Source organism: Streptomyces sp. NBC_00012 (assembly GCF_045040875.1).
Lineage (GTDB): Bacteria > Actinomycetota > Actinomycetes > Streptomycetales > Streptomycetaceae > Streptomyces.
The window spans coordinates 3745887-3761234 of record NZ_CP108309.1; the positions used below are offsets into that span (position 1 = coordinate 3745887).

At 68.7% G+C, this 15348-nt stretch carries 16 protein-coding genes; 9 read left to right on the forward strand and 7 right to left on the reverse strand.

Going from position 1 to position 15348, the window contains the following annotated elements; translation table 11 throughout:
- Positions 1 to 24: 24 nt before the first annotated feature.
- From OHA19_RS17060 to OHA19_RS17075, 4 genes are read right to left on the reverse strand one after another with little or no spacing between them, the layout of a single operon-like run.
- Positions 25 to 1347 carry an NADH-quinone oxidoreductase subunit D gene (locus OHA19_RS17060; protein WP_405715673.1) on the reverse strand — a complete coding sequence of 441 codons (1323 nt, stop codon included), beginning with the start codon at positions 1345 to 1347 and terminating at the stop codon, positions 25 to 27.
- The gene (locus tag OHA19_RS17065; protein WP_405715671.1) at positions 1347 to 2075 is read right to left on the reverse strand and encodes an NADH-quinone oxidoreductase subunit C; all 729 of its coding nucleotides are present in this window, start codon (positions 2073 to 2075) and stop codon (positions 1347 to 1349) included. Before OHA19_RS17065 ends, OHA19_RS17060 begins: the two co-directional genes overlap by 1 nt.
- Positions 2072 to 2626, reverse strand: coding sequence for an NADH-quinone oxidoreductase subunit B family protein (locus OHA19_RS17070; RefSeq protein WP_030926341.1), 555 nt, complete (start codon positions 2624 to 2626; stop codon positions 2072 to 2074). Before OHA19_RS17070 ends, OHA19_RS17065 begins: the two co-directional genes overlap by 4 nt.
- Before the next feature lie 18 nt (positions 2627 to 2644).
- A complete protein-coding gene (locus OHA19_RS17075; protein ID WP_003992243.1) occupies positions 2645 to 3004 on the reverse strand; it encodes an NADH-quinone oxidoreductase subunit A in 360 nt (119 codons plus the stop codon).
- 818 nt (positions 3005 to 3822) lie between these two features.
- Here OHA19_RS17075 and OHA19_RS17080 point away from each other — a divergent pair.
- The 3 genes from OHA19_RS17080 (at position 3823) to OHA19_RS17090 (ending at position 7665) form a co-directional block, all read left to right on the forward strand.
- Complete coding sequence (locus OHA19_RS17080; protein ID WP_405715669.1) at positions 3823 to 4638, forward strand: C40 family peptidase; 816 nt, start codon at positions 3823 to 3825, stop codon at positions 4636 to 4638.
- Between the two features lie 329 nt (positions 4639 to 4967).
- Entirely contained in the window at positions 4968 to 6197 is a 1230-nt protein-coding gene (locus tag OHA19_RS17085; protein WP_405715667.1) for an MFS transporter, read from the forward strand.
- 103 nt (positions 6198 to 6300) lie between these two features.
- Positions 6301 to 7665 (forward strand): acyltransferase, encoded by a 1365-nt coding sequence (locus OHA19_RS17090; RefSeq protein ID WP_405715665.1) that lies wholly within the window; start codon positions 6301 to 6303, stop codon positions 7663 to 7665.
- A gap of 66 nt (positions 7666 to 7731) precedes the next feature.
- On the opposite strand, the gene OHA19_RS17095 is transcribed toward OHA19_RS17090, so the two are convergent.
- The 3 genes from OHA19_RS17095 to OHA19_RS17105 all read right to left on the reverse strand — a co-directional run bounded on the left by OHA19_RS17095 (position 7732) and on the right by OHA19_RS17105 (position 9306).
- Positions 7732 to 8322, reverse strand: coding sequence for a TetR/AcrR family transcriptional regulator (locus tag OHA19_RS17095; protein WP_405715663.1), 591 nt, complete (start codon positions 8320 to 8322; stop codon positions 7732 to 7734).
- Positions 8319 to 8708: a hypothetical protein gene (locus tag OHA19_RS17100; protein WP_405715661.1), complete on the reverse strand. Its 390-nt coding sequence runs from the start codon at positions 8706 to 8708 to the stop codon at positions 8319 to 8321. The genes OHA19_RS17095 and OHA19_RS17100 overlap by 4 nt, the downstream gene beginning before the upstream one ends.
- A gap of 133 nt (positions 8709 to 8841) precedes the next feature.
- The gene (locus OHA19_RS17105) at positions 8842 to 9306 is read right to left on the reverse strand and encodes an ATP-binding protein (protein WP_405750686.1); all 465 of its coding nucleotides are present in this window, start codon (positions 9304 to 9306) and stop codon (positions 8842 to 8844) included.
- A gap of 255 nt (positions 9307 to 9561) precedes the next feature.
- Between OHA19_RS17105 and OHA19_RS17110 the strand changes: the two genes are divergently transcribed.
- The 6 genes from OHA19_RS17110 (at position 9562) to OHA19_RS17135 (ending at position 15205) form a co-directional block, all read left to right on the forward strand.
- Complete coding sequence (locus OHA19_RS17110; RefSeq protein WP_405715657.1) at positions 9562 to 10416, forward strand: helix-turn-helix domain-containing protein; 855 nt, start codon at positions 9562 to 9564, stop codon at positions 10414 to 10416.
- Positions 10417 to 10427: 11 nt separating this feature from the next.
- Positions 10428 to 10628 (forward strand): DUF397 domain-containing protein, encoded by a 201-nt coding sequence (locus OHA19_RS17115; protein WP_072485631.1) that lies wholly within the window; start codon positions 10428 to 10430, stop codon positions 10626 to 10628.
- A 229-nt stretch (positions 10629 to 10857) separates the two neighbouring features.
- Positions 10858 to 11268, forward strand: coding sequence for a hypothetical protein (locus OHA19_RS17120; protein WP_405715655.1), 411 nt, complete (start codon positions 10858 to 10860; stop codon positions 11266 to 11268).
- Positions 11269 to 11346: 78 nt separating this feature from the next.
- Complete coding sequence (locus tag OHA19_RS17125; protein ID WP_405715653.1) at positions 11347 to 12564, forward strand: MraY family glycosyltransferase; 1218 nt, start codon at positions 11347 to 11349, stop codon at positions 12562 to 12564.
- Between the two features lie 163 nt (positions 12565 to 12727).
- Positions 12728 to 13876, forward strand: coding sequence for an abortive phage infection protein (locus tag OHA19_RS17130; protein WP_405715651.1), 1149 nt, complete (start codon positions 12728 to 12730; stop codon positions 13874 to 13876).
- A gap of 354 nt (positions 13877 to 14230) precedes the next feature.
- Complete coding sequence (locus OHA19_RS17135) at positions 14231 to 15205, forward strand: phosphotransferase family protein (protein WP_405753265.1); 975 nt, start codon at positions 14231 to 14233, stop codon at positions 15203 to 15205.
- Positions 15206 to 15348 lie beyond the last annotated feature (143 nt).

Sequence of the window (15348 nt, forward strand, 5' to 3'; positions counted from 1 at the left end):
GACTGACTTCCTGACGTGCTTCGGTCACCGGTCGACGCCTCCCATCACGGGGTCGATGGACGCGACGGCGACGATGACGTCGGCGACCTGGCCGCCTTCGCACATCGCCGCCATGGCCTGGAGGTTGGTGAAGGACGGGTCGCGGAAGTGGACCCGGTAGGGGCGGGTGCCGCCGTCCGAGACGACGTGCACGCCGAGTTCGCCCTTGGGCGACTCGACCGCGGTGTACACCTGCCCGGCCGGGACCCGGAAGCCCTCGGTCACCAGCTTGAAGTGGTGGATCAGGGCCTCCATGGAGGTGCCCATGATCTTCTTGATGTGGTCGAGCGAGTTGCCGAGTCCGTCCGGGCCGAGCGCGAGCTGGGCCGGCCAGGCGATCTTCTTGTCGGCGACCATCACCGGACCGGGGGCGAGCCGGTCGATGCACTGCTCGACGATCCGCAGCGACTGGCGCATCTCTTCCAGACGGACGAGGAAGCGGCCGTAGGCGTCGCAGGAGTCGGCGGTGGGGACGTCGAATTCGTAGTTCTCGTACCCGCAGTAGGGGTCGGTCTTGCGCAGGTCGTGCGGGAGTCCGGCGGAGCGCAGGATCGGGCCGGTGGCGCCGAGGGCCATGCAGCCGGTCAGGTCGAGATAGCCGACGTCCTGCATGCGGGCCTTGAAGATCGGGTTGCCGGTGGCGAGCTTGTCGTACTCCGGCAGGTTCTTCTTCATGGTCTTCACGAACTCGCGGAGCTGGTCGATCGCACCGGGCGGGAGGTCCTGGGCGAGTCCGCCGGGCCGGATGAACGCATGGTTCATCCGCAGGCCGGTGATCAGCTCGAAGAGGTCGAGAACGAGTTCACGATCACGGAAGCCGTAGATCATGATCGTGGTGGCGCCGAGCTCCATGCCACCGGTGGCGATGCACACCAGGTGCGAGGAGATCCGGTTGAGCTCCATCAGGAGCACGCGCAGGATGCTGGCCCGGTCGGGGATCTGGTCCTCGATGCCGAGGAGCTTCTCGACGCCCAGGCAGTACGCCGCCTCGTTGAAGAAAGGCGTCAGGTAGTCCATGCGCGTGACGAAGGTGGTGCCCTGCGTCCAGTTCCGGAATTCGAGGTTCTTCTCGATACCGGTGTGGAGGTAGCCGATGCCGCAGCGGGCCTCGGTGACGGTCTCGCCGTCGATCTCCAGGATCAGCCGCAGAACACCGTGCGTCGACGGGTGCTGGGGGCCCATATTGACAATGATGCGCTCATCGTCCGATTTGACCGCGGACTCGACGACCTCGTCCCAGTCGCCGCCGGTGACTGTATATACAGTCCCCTCGGTCGTGTCCCGAGGCGTTGCGTGGGGAGTAGACATCAGGAGTACGACCTCCGCTGGTCCGGAGCCGGGATCTGGGCGCCCTTGTACTCGACGGCGATGCCGCCGAGCGGGTAGTCCTTGCGCTGCGGGAAGCCCTGCCAGTCGTCCGGCATCATGATCCGGGTGAGGGCGGGGTGCCCGTCGAAGACGAGCCCGAAGAAGTCGTAGGCCTCGCGCTCGTGCCAGTCGTTGGTCGGGTAGACCGCGACGAGGGACGGGATGTGCGGATCGCTGTCCGGGGCCGACACCTCCAGGCGGATCAGCCGGCCGTGCGTGATCGAGCGCAGGTGGTAGACGGCGTGCAGCTCGCGGCCCTTGTCGCCCAGGAAGTGGACGCCGCTGACCCCCGTGCAGAGCTCGAAGCGCAGCGCCGGATCGTCGCGCAGGGTCTGCGCGACCCGGACGAGGTGCTCACGGGCGATGTGGAAGGTGAGCTCGCCGCGGTCGACGACGGTCTTCTCGATAGCGCCGGCCGGAAGCAGGTCCTGTTCCTCCAGGGCCCCCTCGAGCTCGTCGGCGACTTCGTCGAACCAGCCGCCGTACGGTCGGGCGGTGGCGCCCGGCAGGGTCACGGTGCGGACGAGGCCGCCGTAGCCGGAGGTGTCACCGCCGTTGTCGGCGCCGAACATGCCCTTGCGTACGCCGATGACCTCACCGGTGTCCGCGCGCGGCGCGGGCAAACCGTTGCTCTTGCCCTGTTCGTCGTGGTTGTCGTTCCCGCTCACCGCAGCAGCCCCTTCATCTCGATCAGGGGCAGCGCCTTGAGTGCCGCGTCCTCCGCCTCGCGGGCGGCCTCCTCCGCGTTGACCCCGAGCTTGGAGCCCTGGATCTTCTGGTGGAGCTTGAGGATCGCGTCCATCAGCATCTCGGGCCGCGGCGGACAACCGGGCAAATAGATGTCAACAGGAACAATGTGATCAACACCCTGAACAATGGCGTAATTGTTGAACATTCCGCCCGATGATGCGCAAACCCCCATGGAGATGACCCACTTGGGGTTGGGCATCTGGTCGTAGACCTGCCGCAGGACGGGAGCCATCTTCTGGCTGACCCGTCCTGCGACGATCATCAGATCCGCCTGCCGCGGCGATCCGCGGAAGACCTCCATGCCGAAACGGGCCAGGTCGTAGCGCCCGGCCCCGGTCGTCATCATTTCGATGGCGCAACAGGCGAGGCCGAAGGTGGCGGGGAAGACGGAGGACTTCCGCACCCAGCCGGCGGCCTGCTCGACAGTGGTCAGCACGAAGCCGCTGGGCAGCTTCTCTTCGAGTCCCATGGTGTGCCCCTCAGCCCCTCAGTCCCATTCCAGGCCGCCGCGGCGCCACACATACGCGTAGGCCACGAAGACGGTGAGCACGAAGAGCAGCATCTCCACGAGCCCGAAGATCCCCAGGGCGTCGAAGGTGACCGCCCAGGGATAGAGGAAGACGATCTCGATGTCGAAGACGATGAAGAGCATCGCCGTCAGGTAGTACTTGATGGGGAAGCGGCCGCCTCCGGCTGGAGTGGGGGTGGGTTCGATACCGCACTCGTACGCTTCGAGCTTTGCCCGGTTGTACCGCTTGGGGCCGATAAGCGTGGCCATGACCACGGAGAAGATCGCAAACCCTGCCCCGAGGGCGCCGAGCACGAGGATGGGCGCGTAGGCATTCACGCTCCTCGCTCCTTCCAGTCGTCCTTGACCGTTGGACCGCATCGGGCGACCGGCTCACCGCCTCACCAAGATCGTGCACATGTGAGGCAGTTCACAAGCCCGACTGCCCCGCATCCTATGCCCGTCATCCTGTGATCTGCGACACGGGGTACGACAACGCCTTTGTGATCTCCACCACCTGACGAAGGATCATGAAGTCGGATGAGCGGTGATCTTCACACGCGAAGCGGCCGAGTGATCACGAGACGTGACATCTGATGCTGTTACCGCTGGTCAAACGGCTGCCGCCCTATCAAGAGATGGCCAGCACAAGCAAATTGGCGATGGACGACCCGGGGTGATAGAGGAACCTTCTCGATCTTGGTCCCTCCGAGCGGACCCCACCCCTCCCTCGGCCCACCCGACCCCTTCCCGCCACCCGAACCTCACCCGGGAGAGGTCGCCACGGGGAGCGAAGTGGACGCGCGAGAGCATTTCCGATCTTCAGGATGAACAGAACATCTCCGTTCACTCGGAGCCCCTTTGACTCCGTGGCTCGTAACCACCCCTCACCCGGCACCCACGCTGTGACCTGCGTCACTCCATCGATGCTCACATAAAAGCGGGCTTGGCCATCGGTGTGAACGGATGGTAAGCGGCGGGCAATTCGGGCGTATTACCGAAAGCCCGTGATCACAGCCATGACCAGGCGCGCCCCTTTTGCCCGTTCCGGCGTCAATAAGGGTCCCCAGGAAGCGGATTCACAGATTCCGTACGTAACTGTGTCGCAACACACGTTTCTTGATGGGAGCCCCGAGGCCCTGATAGCGCTAGTACTCATGTCCCACACCGCTCACATACCCAGCCACCGGAAGCCCCGCCGAAACGCCTCGAAGACGGCGCTGCGGGCCGGAGTTGCCGGTGGCGTCCTCAGCACCATCGCGGTCGCAGGCGCTGCCGGTCCGGCCCAGGCCGAGCCGGTGACCCAGACCATCGAGATGCCCACCATCACCTCCGGGCTCTCCACCGCCGTCGCCGCGTCCGCCCAGGCCACGCAGCAGGTCGCCCAGGACCTGCAGACGGAGGCCCAGGAGGACGCCGCAGCCGCCACCGCGGCCAAGACCGCCAAGAAGGCCAAGGCCGAGGCGGTCCGCAAGGCGGAGGCCAAGAAGAAGGCGGAGGCCGCTGCCAAGGCCAAGGCGGAGGCCGCCGAGCGCGCTTCCCGCTCCACCGCCCGTACGACGCTCAGCGCGACCTCCGGCTCGGCCACGTCGTCCTCCGTCTCCTCGTCGAACGCGACCGGCTCCGCAGCGGCCGTCATCGCCTTCGCGAAGGCGCAGCTCGGTGACGCGTACGTGCTGGGCAGCACCGGCCCCAGCTCGTGGGACTGCTCCAGCCTCGTCCAGGCCGCGTTCCGTTCGGTCAACATCGACCTGCCGCGCGTCTCGCAGTCCCAGTCCACCGCCGGCACCCAGGTCTCCCTGAGCAACCTCCAGCCGGGCGACATCCTGTACTGGGGCGGCGCGGGCAGCGCGTACCACGTCGGGATCTACGTGGGCGGCGGCGAGTTCGTCGGTGCGCAGAACTCCGGCACCGGTGTGGTGCAGCGTCCGCTGTCCTACGACCCGCCGTCCGGCGCGGTCCGCGTTCTCTGATTCACAAGCGCGCGTGAGGCGCGCCGTGAACGCGTGTGCAGACGGCGAAGGGCCGTCGCTCCCCCGCTCGGGAGCGACGGCCCTTCGCCGTTTCCGTTCCTGGCGAGGAGTCTCCGGTCGTGGTGAAGGGCTTCCCGCCCTGGTGAAGGGCTTGGGCCGTGGTGGTGGGCTTCCCGGTCGTGGCGAAGGGCTCCCGGCCCTCCGGCGAAAACGCGACATCACCCCCGGCCGGCAGCGTTGACGTCGCGAACCTGCCGGACACCGTCCGCCGCCGCTTGTGAACTGAGGTGAACAGCCCTCGCGTCACCGAGCACAGGACGGCATCCGCCATGACCCCCACCGCGGCCACCACCCCCTCCGAACACACCGCCCTCCCGGCCCGCACCCCTTTACGCGGCCGGCTCGCCGTCCTCTCCGTCATGCTGGGCATCTTCTCGATCGTCACCACCGAGATCCTGCCCATCGGCCTGCTCACGTCGATCGGGGCCGACTTCGCCGTCTCGGACGGCACGGCGGGCCTGATGATGACCATGCCCGGACTCCTCGCGGCGGTCTCCGCCCCCTTGGTCACCGTGGCGACGGCACGTGTCGACCGGCGCCTGATGCTCTGCGCCTTCATGCTCCTGCTGGCCCTGGCCGACTTCCTCATCGCCGCCGCGACCGACTACCGACTCGTCCTGGTCTCCCGGGTGATGGTCGGGGTCACCATCGGCGGCTTCTGGTCCATCGGCGCCGGGCTGGCGGGCCGGCTGGTCCGCCCGGCGTCGGTCGGCCGGGCGACAGCGGTGATCTTCTCGGCCGTCCCGCTGGGCTCCGTACTCGGCGTCCCCGCCGGTACGTTCATCGGCGGCCTGGCCGGCTGGCGGACGGCGTTCGTGGTCATGGGGGTGCTGAGCGTGGGCGTACTGGCCCTGATGCTCCTGGTGGTTCCAGCTCTGCCGCCTGCCCAGGTCACCCGAGCGAGCCTGCTCCGCGCCGTGCTCGACCGGCCCGGCACCCGGTTCGCCCTGCTCCTCACCTTCCTCATCGTTCTGTCCCATTTCGCGACGTACACCTATGTCACCCCCTTCCTGGAACGGGTCACGCACGCCGGTCCGGCGCTGATCACGGTGTTCCTGCTGGTCTACGGAGCCGCCGGGATCGTCGGCAACTTCGTCGGCGGCGCACTGGTGACGCGCCACCCGCGCCTCACGGTCTCTCTCGCCGCGGGCCTGATCGCCGCCACGACCGCCCTGCTCCCGCTTCTGGGCAGGTGGGAGACCGGAGCCGTCGTACTGCTGGCCGTCTGGGGTGCGGCCTACGGTGCGGTGCCGGTCTGCTCGCAGACCTGGTTCGCCAAGGCCGCGCCCGAGGCGCCCGAAGCGGCGTCCGTCCTGTTCACCGCGTCCTTCCAAGCGACCTTCGCCCTCGGCGCCTTGGCGGGCGGAGCCGTACTCGACCACGTGTCCGTGTCGGCGGTCATGCCGCTCGGCGGCGCGGTCGCGGCTCTCGCGGTGGTCGCGGCGGTCGTGGCGGGGCCACGCTCCAGGAGCCTCGGCGTCCGGGGGCGGCGAGGGTGAACGTGGTGGGGAGAACCCCACCACGGCGCGCGGTGCTGGCACCCCGATGAATTCGGGGGACTGCTTTACTGCCCGATTCGTCTGCTGACAGCACGATGATTGCATGCAGCAGACGCAGGCTCATTCACCCTTTCGCGGTCGCGGTCGTGATCCATTCATAGACGTCATCAGAGCACTGTGCGTGCTGGCCGTGATTTCCCAGCACTGGCTCATGCCCGTACTGGCCTACGAGAATGGGCATTTGAGTACCGGGAATGCGCTCGCGAGCCCCGGCTGGTGGATTGTCACATGGCTGACGCAGGTCATGCCCATGGTGTTCTTCGCCGGCGGAGCCGCCAATTTCTTCTCGTTCCGATCGGCGAAATCGGCGCGCATCTGGCTCCGGAGCAGAATTGCGCGTCTCCTGGTTCCGGTCATACCCCTGGCAGCCGTGTGGCTGCTGCTGCCCCACGCGTTGATCGGCGCGGGGGTCCCTCAGCAACCGGTGCTGATGGCGGGCAAAATAGCCGGCCAGCTGCTCTGGTTCCTCGCCGTCTACGTGCTCGTGGTCGCGCTCACGCCGGTGATGTTCCGGTTGTACCACCGGCACGGATGGCGTGTGATCGGCGTACTCGCCGTCTGCGCCCTGGTCGTCGATGTACTGCGCTTCGAAGTCAGCCCCGCGATCGGTTTCCTGAACGCCCTGTTCGTCTGGCCGGCGGCCCACCAGCTCGGTTTCCACTACGCCGACGGCGGCCTGCGCATGCGAAGCGGATGGGCATCGGCGGGGCTGGCCGCGGCCGGCTTCGGACTCACCGCGGCCGCTGTGTTCTTCGGGCCCTACCCGGCATCCATGATCGGAATGCCCGGGGCCCCGGTCTCCAACATGAGCCCTCCGACCGCGCTGATGCTGTCGCTGACGGTCGGCCAACTCGGTCTCTGGCTGACGCTCAAGCCCGTCATCACCCGGTTCGCCGAACGCCCGTCGGCCACCGCCGTTCTGCAGTGGTGCGGAACCCGATTCATGACCCTGTATCTCTGGCACATGCCCGCGCTCGTGATGACGGCGGGAATCGCAATTGTCGGACTCGGCTTTTCGACACCGACACCCAGCAGTCCGATGTGGTTCGCGGTGGCACCGCTTTGGGTCGGCGTTTCGGGATTCTTCCTGGTGTGCTTCACCAGAATGTTCGGCCGGTTCGAATTCCGTCGCCGTTCCGGTGCGGCATCGGAAATGAGCCTCGGCAAGGTCGTTCTCGCGGCCGTGCTTTCCGCCGGCGGCCTCCTCGGACTTGCCGCGCAGGGCTTCATTTCCCCCGGAAGTCCGCTCGGTCCGGTGCTCTGGGTGGCGCTGGTGGTGGCCGGGCTGCTCGTCGTACGGGAGAAGAGCTCTCCGAAGGCTGACGCCGCGCAGGGCATTCGCACCGTGCCCGTTCAGCCGGTGGTGCGCCATGAAGGTGCCCGGGTTCTCTCCCGGCAGGGCAGCTGATGAGGGCCGCCTCGCGTACGGCGCCCGCGCGCCCCGCACGCGAGGCGGCTCTCGCGCTTCTGCATCTCATGAGCCGTCGGCTGCGAGCTGTTGCCGGACCAGGCCGACCAGTCCCTCGATGAGGGGGCCGGGCTCAAGGGACGGGTCGAGCGACCGCTGGAGGAGATATCCGTCGATCGCCGCCGTGAGGGTCACCGCGACGGTGAGCGGGCGCGCGACCCCCCGGGCCGCGAACCAGTCGCACAGCCGCTGCCGCAACTCGGCCAGCAAGGCAGCGATTTCGGCGCGCAGCTGGTCGTCCCGGCTCGCGGCGACGAGGGACTCGTACAACAGCAGCAGTTCCGGATCACGCGGATCATTGGCGGACAACGCCCGGAGCATGGTTTCCACGGCTACGGCCGGATCCTCCTGCGACAGGGCTTCATCGATCCGGTCGAGGAAGAACGTCCGGATTTTCCGTACTGCGGCGATGCGCCGGAGTTCGCCGATGCTCCCCACGTGGTAGTGGATCACTCCGGTGTTCACACCTGCGCGCTCCGCCACCCGCCGACTGCTCACATCGCCCCAGCCCAGCTCGGGAATCAGGGAGGCAGCGGCTTCGATGATCTTCTCGCGTGTGTCCGTCCGGCGCGAGGGGTTCGTGGACTCGTTCCTCACAGCCGCACCCCCTGGATCGCGATCACGGCGATCACGCCGGCCGAGGCCAGCGCGATCGCTTCGAGAACGAGCAATTGCACCGGCAGGGGGTCGGGCACGACAGGGAAGACCGCACCGAGGTCGGCCGCGAAGACCGCTATGTAGCCGACGCTCAGCACCAGTGCTGCCACGAAGGCCCAGTGCTGGTTGGCCATGGCGAACCCGGCCACCACGAAGCTGGCGAGCCCGAGAGAGGTCAGATACACGTTGAAGCTGTTGTACTGCCACCGGGGAAGCGGGGAGAAGTCCCGCGTATCGATCAGCTTCCCCGGGACCATGGGAATCAGCAGAAGCGCCTCCCAGACCAGGAGTGCCGCGGTCACGGTCGCCAGCAGGGATTGGTTCATCTCACTCTCCGATACATGTACGTGCGGGAGTCGGCCGTTGTTTGGACGATAGTCCTGGACGGTCGTCCAAATCAAATGGAGAGGTGAGCCGCGCTCGCGGGTCGCGCCGCCCCGGGACGCACGTCGGGGCGCCTCAGCGTCCGGAGGCGGCGAGGGTGAACCACACGGTCTTCGAGTGCGGCGACCGTGCCCCGTACGCGGTGGTCCCCCACCGGACGGCGAGCGCGTCCACGAGCAGAAGCCCCCGGCCGCTTTCGTCCGCGCCCGTATCCGCACCGGGGGTGCGCGGGGGCGGAGGCGTGGGCAGGCGGCCGGGTTCGTCGTCCGTCACGTACACCGTCACCTGCCGGTGGTTGACGGTGACCTCCACCCGGACCTGCGGCGAGTCCGTATGGCAGTACGTGTTGGAGACGACCTCGCTCACACAGAGCCGGGCGTCGTCGACCAGGCGTGGGTGCCCGGCGGCCCACAGCACCGTCGCCACGAAGTCCCGCACGATTCTGGGGGCGGTGGGGGTGTTCGGCGCGACGATCCGGTATCGCTCGCCGCGTTGGGGGAGGTAGGGGGCGGGTGACGGAGGAGCGGTTACGGGGGTCATGGCGCGGTCTCCCTGCGTGAGGCGGTCTCCGGGGCGTCGTGCGGTGGGCGTAGTCCGTGGCATTGGCCGGTCCCGTGGGCGTTCAACTCGCTTGCGGGTGGCTGCACTTCGGACGATGACGCCTTTGAGCGTCGCCCACTGGGACCATAGGGCGCCAGAATGCCCCGGAGCAAGGTTGCCACTGCTGCTTCACGCGATCGGGTGGACCGGGGCAGCCGCACCGCGCAAGACTGCGCGAGGACGAAGGATGGTGACATGCCACCGAGGGACAATCCGACCGCACGCCAAGCACGCTTGGGCTGCGAACTGAGGAAGCTGCGGGAGCAGGCCGGCCGAACGGCTCGCGAGGCCGCCGGACTCATCTCGACCGATCAGTCGAAGATCAGCCACATGGAATCGGGCCGCATCGGCATCAGCGAGGCGCGAATCCGCCGCCTGGCCAGCTTCTACGCATGCGACGACGCCGAGCTGATCGAGGCGCTGTGCGCCATATCCCGGGAGCATCGGGGCCAGTACTGGTGGGACGAGTACCGCGGCGTGCTGGCACCGGGCTTCCTCGACATCGCGGAGCTGGAGCACCACGCGAGCCATATGCGCTGCCTTCAGTCCGTGACGCTGCCGGGGCTGATCCAGACGCCGCAGTACGCGCGGGCGCTGTTCGAAGGAGTGCTGCCCAGGCTGCCCGAGGACGAGGTGGAGGCGAGGGTCGAGCACCGCATCCGCAGACAGACCGTGCTCGACCGTGAGCAGCCGCCGAAGTTCGACGTCATCGTCCACGAGGCCGGTCTCCGCATGCGGGTCGGCGGCCGCGAGGTCGCGCGCGGCCAGTTGGCGCGCCTCCTGGAGGCGGCCGACAGACCGGACGTCACCGTGCGCGTGATCCCGTTCGCCAGCGAGAAATTCGTCGAGGTGACACAGACCGTGCTGTACGCGGGCGGTATCGCGCCGCAGCTGGACACCGTCCATATCGACGCCCCGTTCGGAGGCGTTCAGTTGGACGCCGTGGCCGATCTGAACCGGTACCGCATGCAACTCGACTTCGCCCAGCGGGTCGGCCTCGCCCCTGAGGAGTCGCGGAGCTTCATTCACCACATCGCACGAGACCTGTGATAATCCGCAGCATGAGCGCAGACATCGAGTGGCAGAAGTCGTCGTTCTCCGGTGGCGGCGGAGAACAGTGTGTCGAGGTCTCGCGGCAGGCCGAGGAGATCCTGGTGCGCGAGAGCGACGACCCGCGCGTGGTGACCAGGACGAGCCGCAGCAAGTTCGCCGCGTTCATCCAGGGCGTCAAGGCAGGCGAGTTCGACCACTTCGTCCAGTAACGCCTCCCGCCTGCCGCAGGAGAGCCTCCGTCCGTACCGGGCGGAGGCTCTCCTGCTACCTGGAGGCAACCATGCCCCGGGGCATGGTTGCGCCCCACGCTCCCGTAACGCTACCGTCGCTCTGCGTCGCACCGTCGCGGGAGCCACCCGCCACCGCCTGCCGCGCCGCACAACAACTCCCCCTGCTGTCACACAACTTGGCGCACCCACTGCGATCGGACGGTCGACGATGCGTACACCCCGTACACCCCTCACCCCCTTACAACCGGTCGTCGAGCGCGGCTACCGGTTCGAGGCCCTCCGCTACGGCCCCGCCACCGGCTTCGTCCCCGAGCCGATCGACCTGCGCATCATGGCCACGCCCCAGGAGGCCGTCCGCGCCATCCGCGTACAGCTCCGGGCGAACCATCTCTTCGGCCTCACACCGCGCGAGCTCATCCGCGCCCACCACTGGGCGGACCAGGGCGGCTGGGTGCAGGCGCTGGGGGCGCTCCATCGCGGCGAACCCTGCGGGTTCACGCTCCTGCTGCGGGGTGGACGGCACGTCGAATGGCACGTCCGCCCGCTGACGTACGTATCGCTCGACGTCCGCACCCACCACCGCTCCGCCCCACGCCCCGTCGCACAGAAATCCGTATGAGTTAGGCTCGCCTGGGCGCAGCGAGGGCATCGATCAGGCTCAGGTATCGGCCCGCTGGGCCGGAATGTGAGGCCGCCCGTGCGGGACTACTTGCTCATGCTGTTCATCACGGCGGCCGTGACCCATCTCCTGACCGGCCCCGTGCGGAAGTTCGCCATCACGATCGGGGTGGTCCCCGAGGTCCGGGCGCGCGACGTCCACCGCGAGCCCACTCCGCGCCTGGGCGGCATGGCCATGTTCGGTGGGCTGCTGGCCGGGCTGCTGGTCGCCTCCCACCTGCCGCACCTGGAAGAGATCTTCACCGAGAGCTCGACGCCACGGGCGTTGCTGTCCGGCGCGGCACTGATCTGTCTGCTCGGCGTACTCGACGACAAATGGGGCATCGACGCGCTGGTCAAGCTCGGCGGCCAGGTGCTCGCCGCCGGGGTGATGGTGTTCCAGGGGCTGACGATCCTCTGGCTCCCGGTGCCGGGCACCGACGGGATCTACCTCTCCGACTGGCAGGGCACGCTGCTGACCGTGGGGCTGATCGTCATCTCCATCAACGCGGTCAACTTCGTCGACGGGCTCGACGGGCTGGCCGCCGGCACGGTGGGCATCGCGGCGTCGGCGTTCTTCCTGTACGCGTACCGGCTCTGGTACGGCTACGGCATCGAGGCCGCCGCGTCCACCACGCTGATCTCCGCGATCCTGGCGGGCATGTGCCTGGGCTTCCTGGTCCACAACTCCCACCCGGCCCGGATCTTCATGGGCGACTCGGGCTCGATGCTGCTCGGGCTGCTCATCGCCGGATGCGCGGTCTCCGTGACGGGCGAGGTCGACCCGAGCCTCCTCAACCAGTCGATGGACGGCAGGTCCGGCTCGGCCGCGATGGTGCCGGTCTACATTCCGCTGCTGCTGCCGCTGTCCGTCATCGCGCTGCCGGTCGCGGACCTGGTACTGGCCGTCATCAGGCGTACCTGGAACGGAATGTCCCCCTTCGCCGCCGACAAGGGCCACCTCCACCACCGCCTGCTCCAGCTCGGCCACTCGCACCGCCGGGCCGTGCTGCTCATGTACTTCTGGTCGGCGCTGTTCTCGTTCGGGATCGTGGCCTACTCGGCGCGGGGCGCCAAGTCCTGGATGCTCTTCGGGGTCGCGCTCGTCTGCGCGGTGGGCCTGTTCCTGCTGCTCCAGCCCCGCTACGAATCCGGCCTGACCCGCCGCCTGCTGCCGCGCAGGCCCAGGGGGCGCGTGGTCGCCACCGGCGGAAAGCGCGCCGAGGCCGACGAGGAGCGACGGGTATCGACCAGGTGACCGGGGTACTCCGCTCGCCGGAAGCCGCAACCTAAGTAGCCGCTCCCTGCGCCCGGTTCACACCTTGGTCGCACACCCGCAGACTTTCGGGGGACGCCCGCACCCACCCCCGCTCCGCAGACTGGCGGCAACACACGAACCGCCGACCATCCGGGGAGTCAGAGTGCATCGCGACGAGCGCAGTGGAGGAATCAGCCGGGCGAAGTTCCTGGCCGGGGCGGGAGCGGTCGGGGCGGCGGCAGCCACCGGATCGTTCCTGACCGGCCCGTCGGCCTCGGCGGCCACGAACGACCGCCGAGGCAGCGGCGGACTGACGCATCGAGGGATCTGCTACACGATCGGCGCGGGCGAGACCCCCGGCACCGCGTGGAGCACCGCCCGTATGCGCAAGGACCTCCGCGCCATCAGGAACGACCTGCACGCCACATCGATCGAGGTCACGGGCGACGGCGTCGACCGTCTCAATGCCACCGCGTCCGAGGCCGCCGAGCTCGGCCTGCACATCTGGCTCCAGCCGACCCTGGGCGACCGCCCCGCGTCGGAGATCCTCGACCACCTCGCGGAGACCGGCCGGCACCTGGAGCGGCTGCGTCGCCAGGGGGCGCGGGCCGACCTGAGCGTGGGGTGCGAGTTCTGGCTGTTCGTACCGGGCATCGTGCCCGGCGACAACGCGCAGGAACGCATCCGCAATCTGATGGCGGGCAATTTCGACCCGGAGCAGATGATGCGCCGCCTGTCCGCGTTCACGGCGCGGGCCGCCGCGGTCGGACGGTCGGTCTTCGGCGGCAACCTGTCGTACGCGGCCGCCCAGGACGACGAGGTCGACTGGAACCTCTTCGACATCGTGGGCATCGACTACTACTCGTACTTCCCCGACCGCGCGGACTACGTGCGCGAGCTGCGCTCGTACCTGCGCTGGGGCAAACCGGTGGCGATCACGGAGTTCGGCACATGTACGTACGCGGGGGCGCCCGAGCAGGGTGGCATGGGGTGGGACACCATCGACTACACCAAGCAACCGCCCGAGATCAAAGGCGACCTGGTCCGCAGCGAGCGCACCCAGGCCGCCTATCTCACCGAACTCCTGGGCGTCTTCGAGGAGATGGGCCTGTACGCCGCGATGGCCTTCGAGTTCGTCACCGCCGACGCTCCGCACTCCTCCGTTCCACGCTACGACCTGGACATGGCGAGCTACGCCGTGGTGAAGCCGATCAAGGACCGGCTCGACGACCCGACGTCCGACTGGCACTGGGAACCGAAGCAGGCCTTCCACGCACTGGCGCGGTGCTACGGGCGGGCGGATCGTCGCTGACGGGGATCGGTGGAAGCGACGCCTTGCCGATGACGGCGTCGGCCGCGGGGGGCGTGGCGGCGGTGCGGGTGGAGACGGCGACGACGTGAAGACGGCGACGACGTGACGGCCGGCTCGTCGCGCCGCGCGGCAATGTCGCCGTGGCGTGCGTCGTCGAGCAGGGCGTCACGGGCGACGGATCGGCCGGTCCGATCCTGCACAGCCTCCTGTCCCCCGTCCCTGACGACCCGTCGCGAGACCGGCCGCCCGAACACGCGGACCGAAGCCGTAACCGGGTGCGATGCACGTCGGTGCTCCCGTACAGTGCGCAGCCTGTCGTTGCGGAGAGGCGGTTCGGACGTGGCACCCAGGACAGTGACGCGGGAGCGATTGGCGGGTGCGGCGCGGGCGGCGCTGGGCGGCGGGCGGCGGCTGGAGGCGGTCGAGCCGGTTGCGGGCGGCAGCAAGAAGGGCGTGTACCGCCTGGTGATGGACGACGCGACGACGGCGATCGCCTACTTGTGGGACGACGCCGAGAACTACTGGCCGACGGCCGAGGGCGACGACGACCTCACCGACCCGTTCTCCCCCGGTCTCCGGCTGGACCTGTTCGAGGCGGCGCACGCGCGGCTGAATGCGCTCGGCGTCCACGTCCCGGCGATGCGTCTCGTCGACCGTGACGGCACCCACTGCTCGGCCGATCTCGCGATCGTCGAGGACCTGCCGGGCGACAACCTGGAGGAACTGCTCGCGCGCGACCCGGGCTCGGCCGCCCCGGTCATGGCCCGGCTCGGCGAGGCGCTGGAGGCGATGCGTGGTCATCGGGCGCCGGCGTACGGCAAGGCGGCCGTGGTCGACGGGGGCGGTTCGTCGCAGGGGACCTCGTGCGAGGGGGTCGTCCTCGATCGCGCGTTGCGCGACCTCGCCGAGGCGGCGTCGCGTGATCCGCGGATCGCGGGAGCCCGCGACCGGCTGGAGGAACGGCTGCTGGACCTGGCGGCAGCCGTGCGGCCGCGCGCGGAGTACGCGGTCGTGCACGGCGAACTGGGTCCGGACCACGTGCTGGTGGACGCGGACGGGAACCCCGTGGTGATCGACATCGAGGGCTTGATGTACTTCGACGTCGAGTGGGAGCACGTCTTTCTGCGGATCCGCCTGCACGACGCCTACCGGCCGCTGGCGGTGGCCGGGCTGGACGAGGACCGGCTCGCGTTCTACGTGCTGGCGCAGCGGCTCTCGCTGACAGCGGGGCCGCTGCGACTGCTCGACGGAGACTTCCCGGGCCGGGCGTTCATGGCGGGCGTCGCCGAGCACAACCTGAACAGGGCGCTGGCGCTGGTACGTCCCTGAACGCCCCCCGGGGGCGTGACCGCGGCCTCCGTGCGGTCCATCGCGTCGCCGCCACTCGAACCGGACCCGAGTATCCGTACCTACGCGCACCGTCGTCGTCGATCGCTGCGCCGGCGCCGAAACACGACGGAGGAGCAGCGACC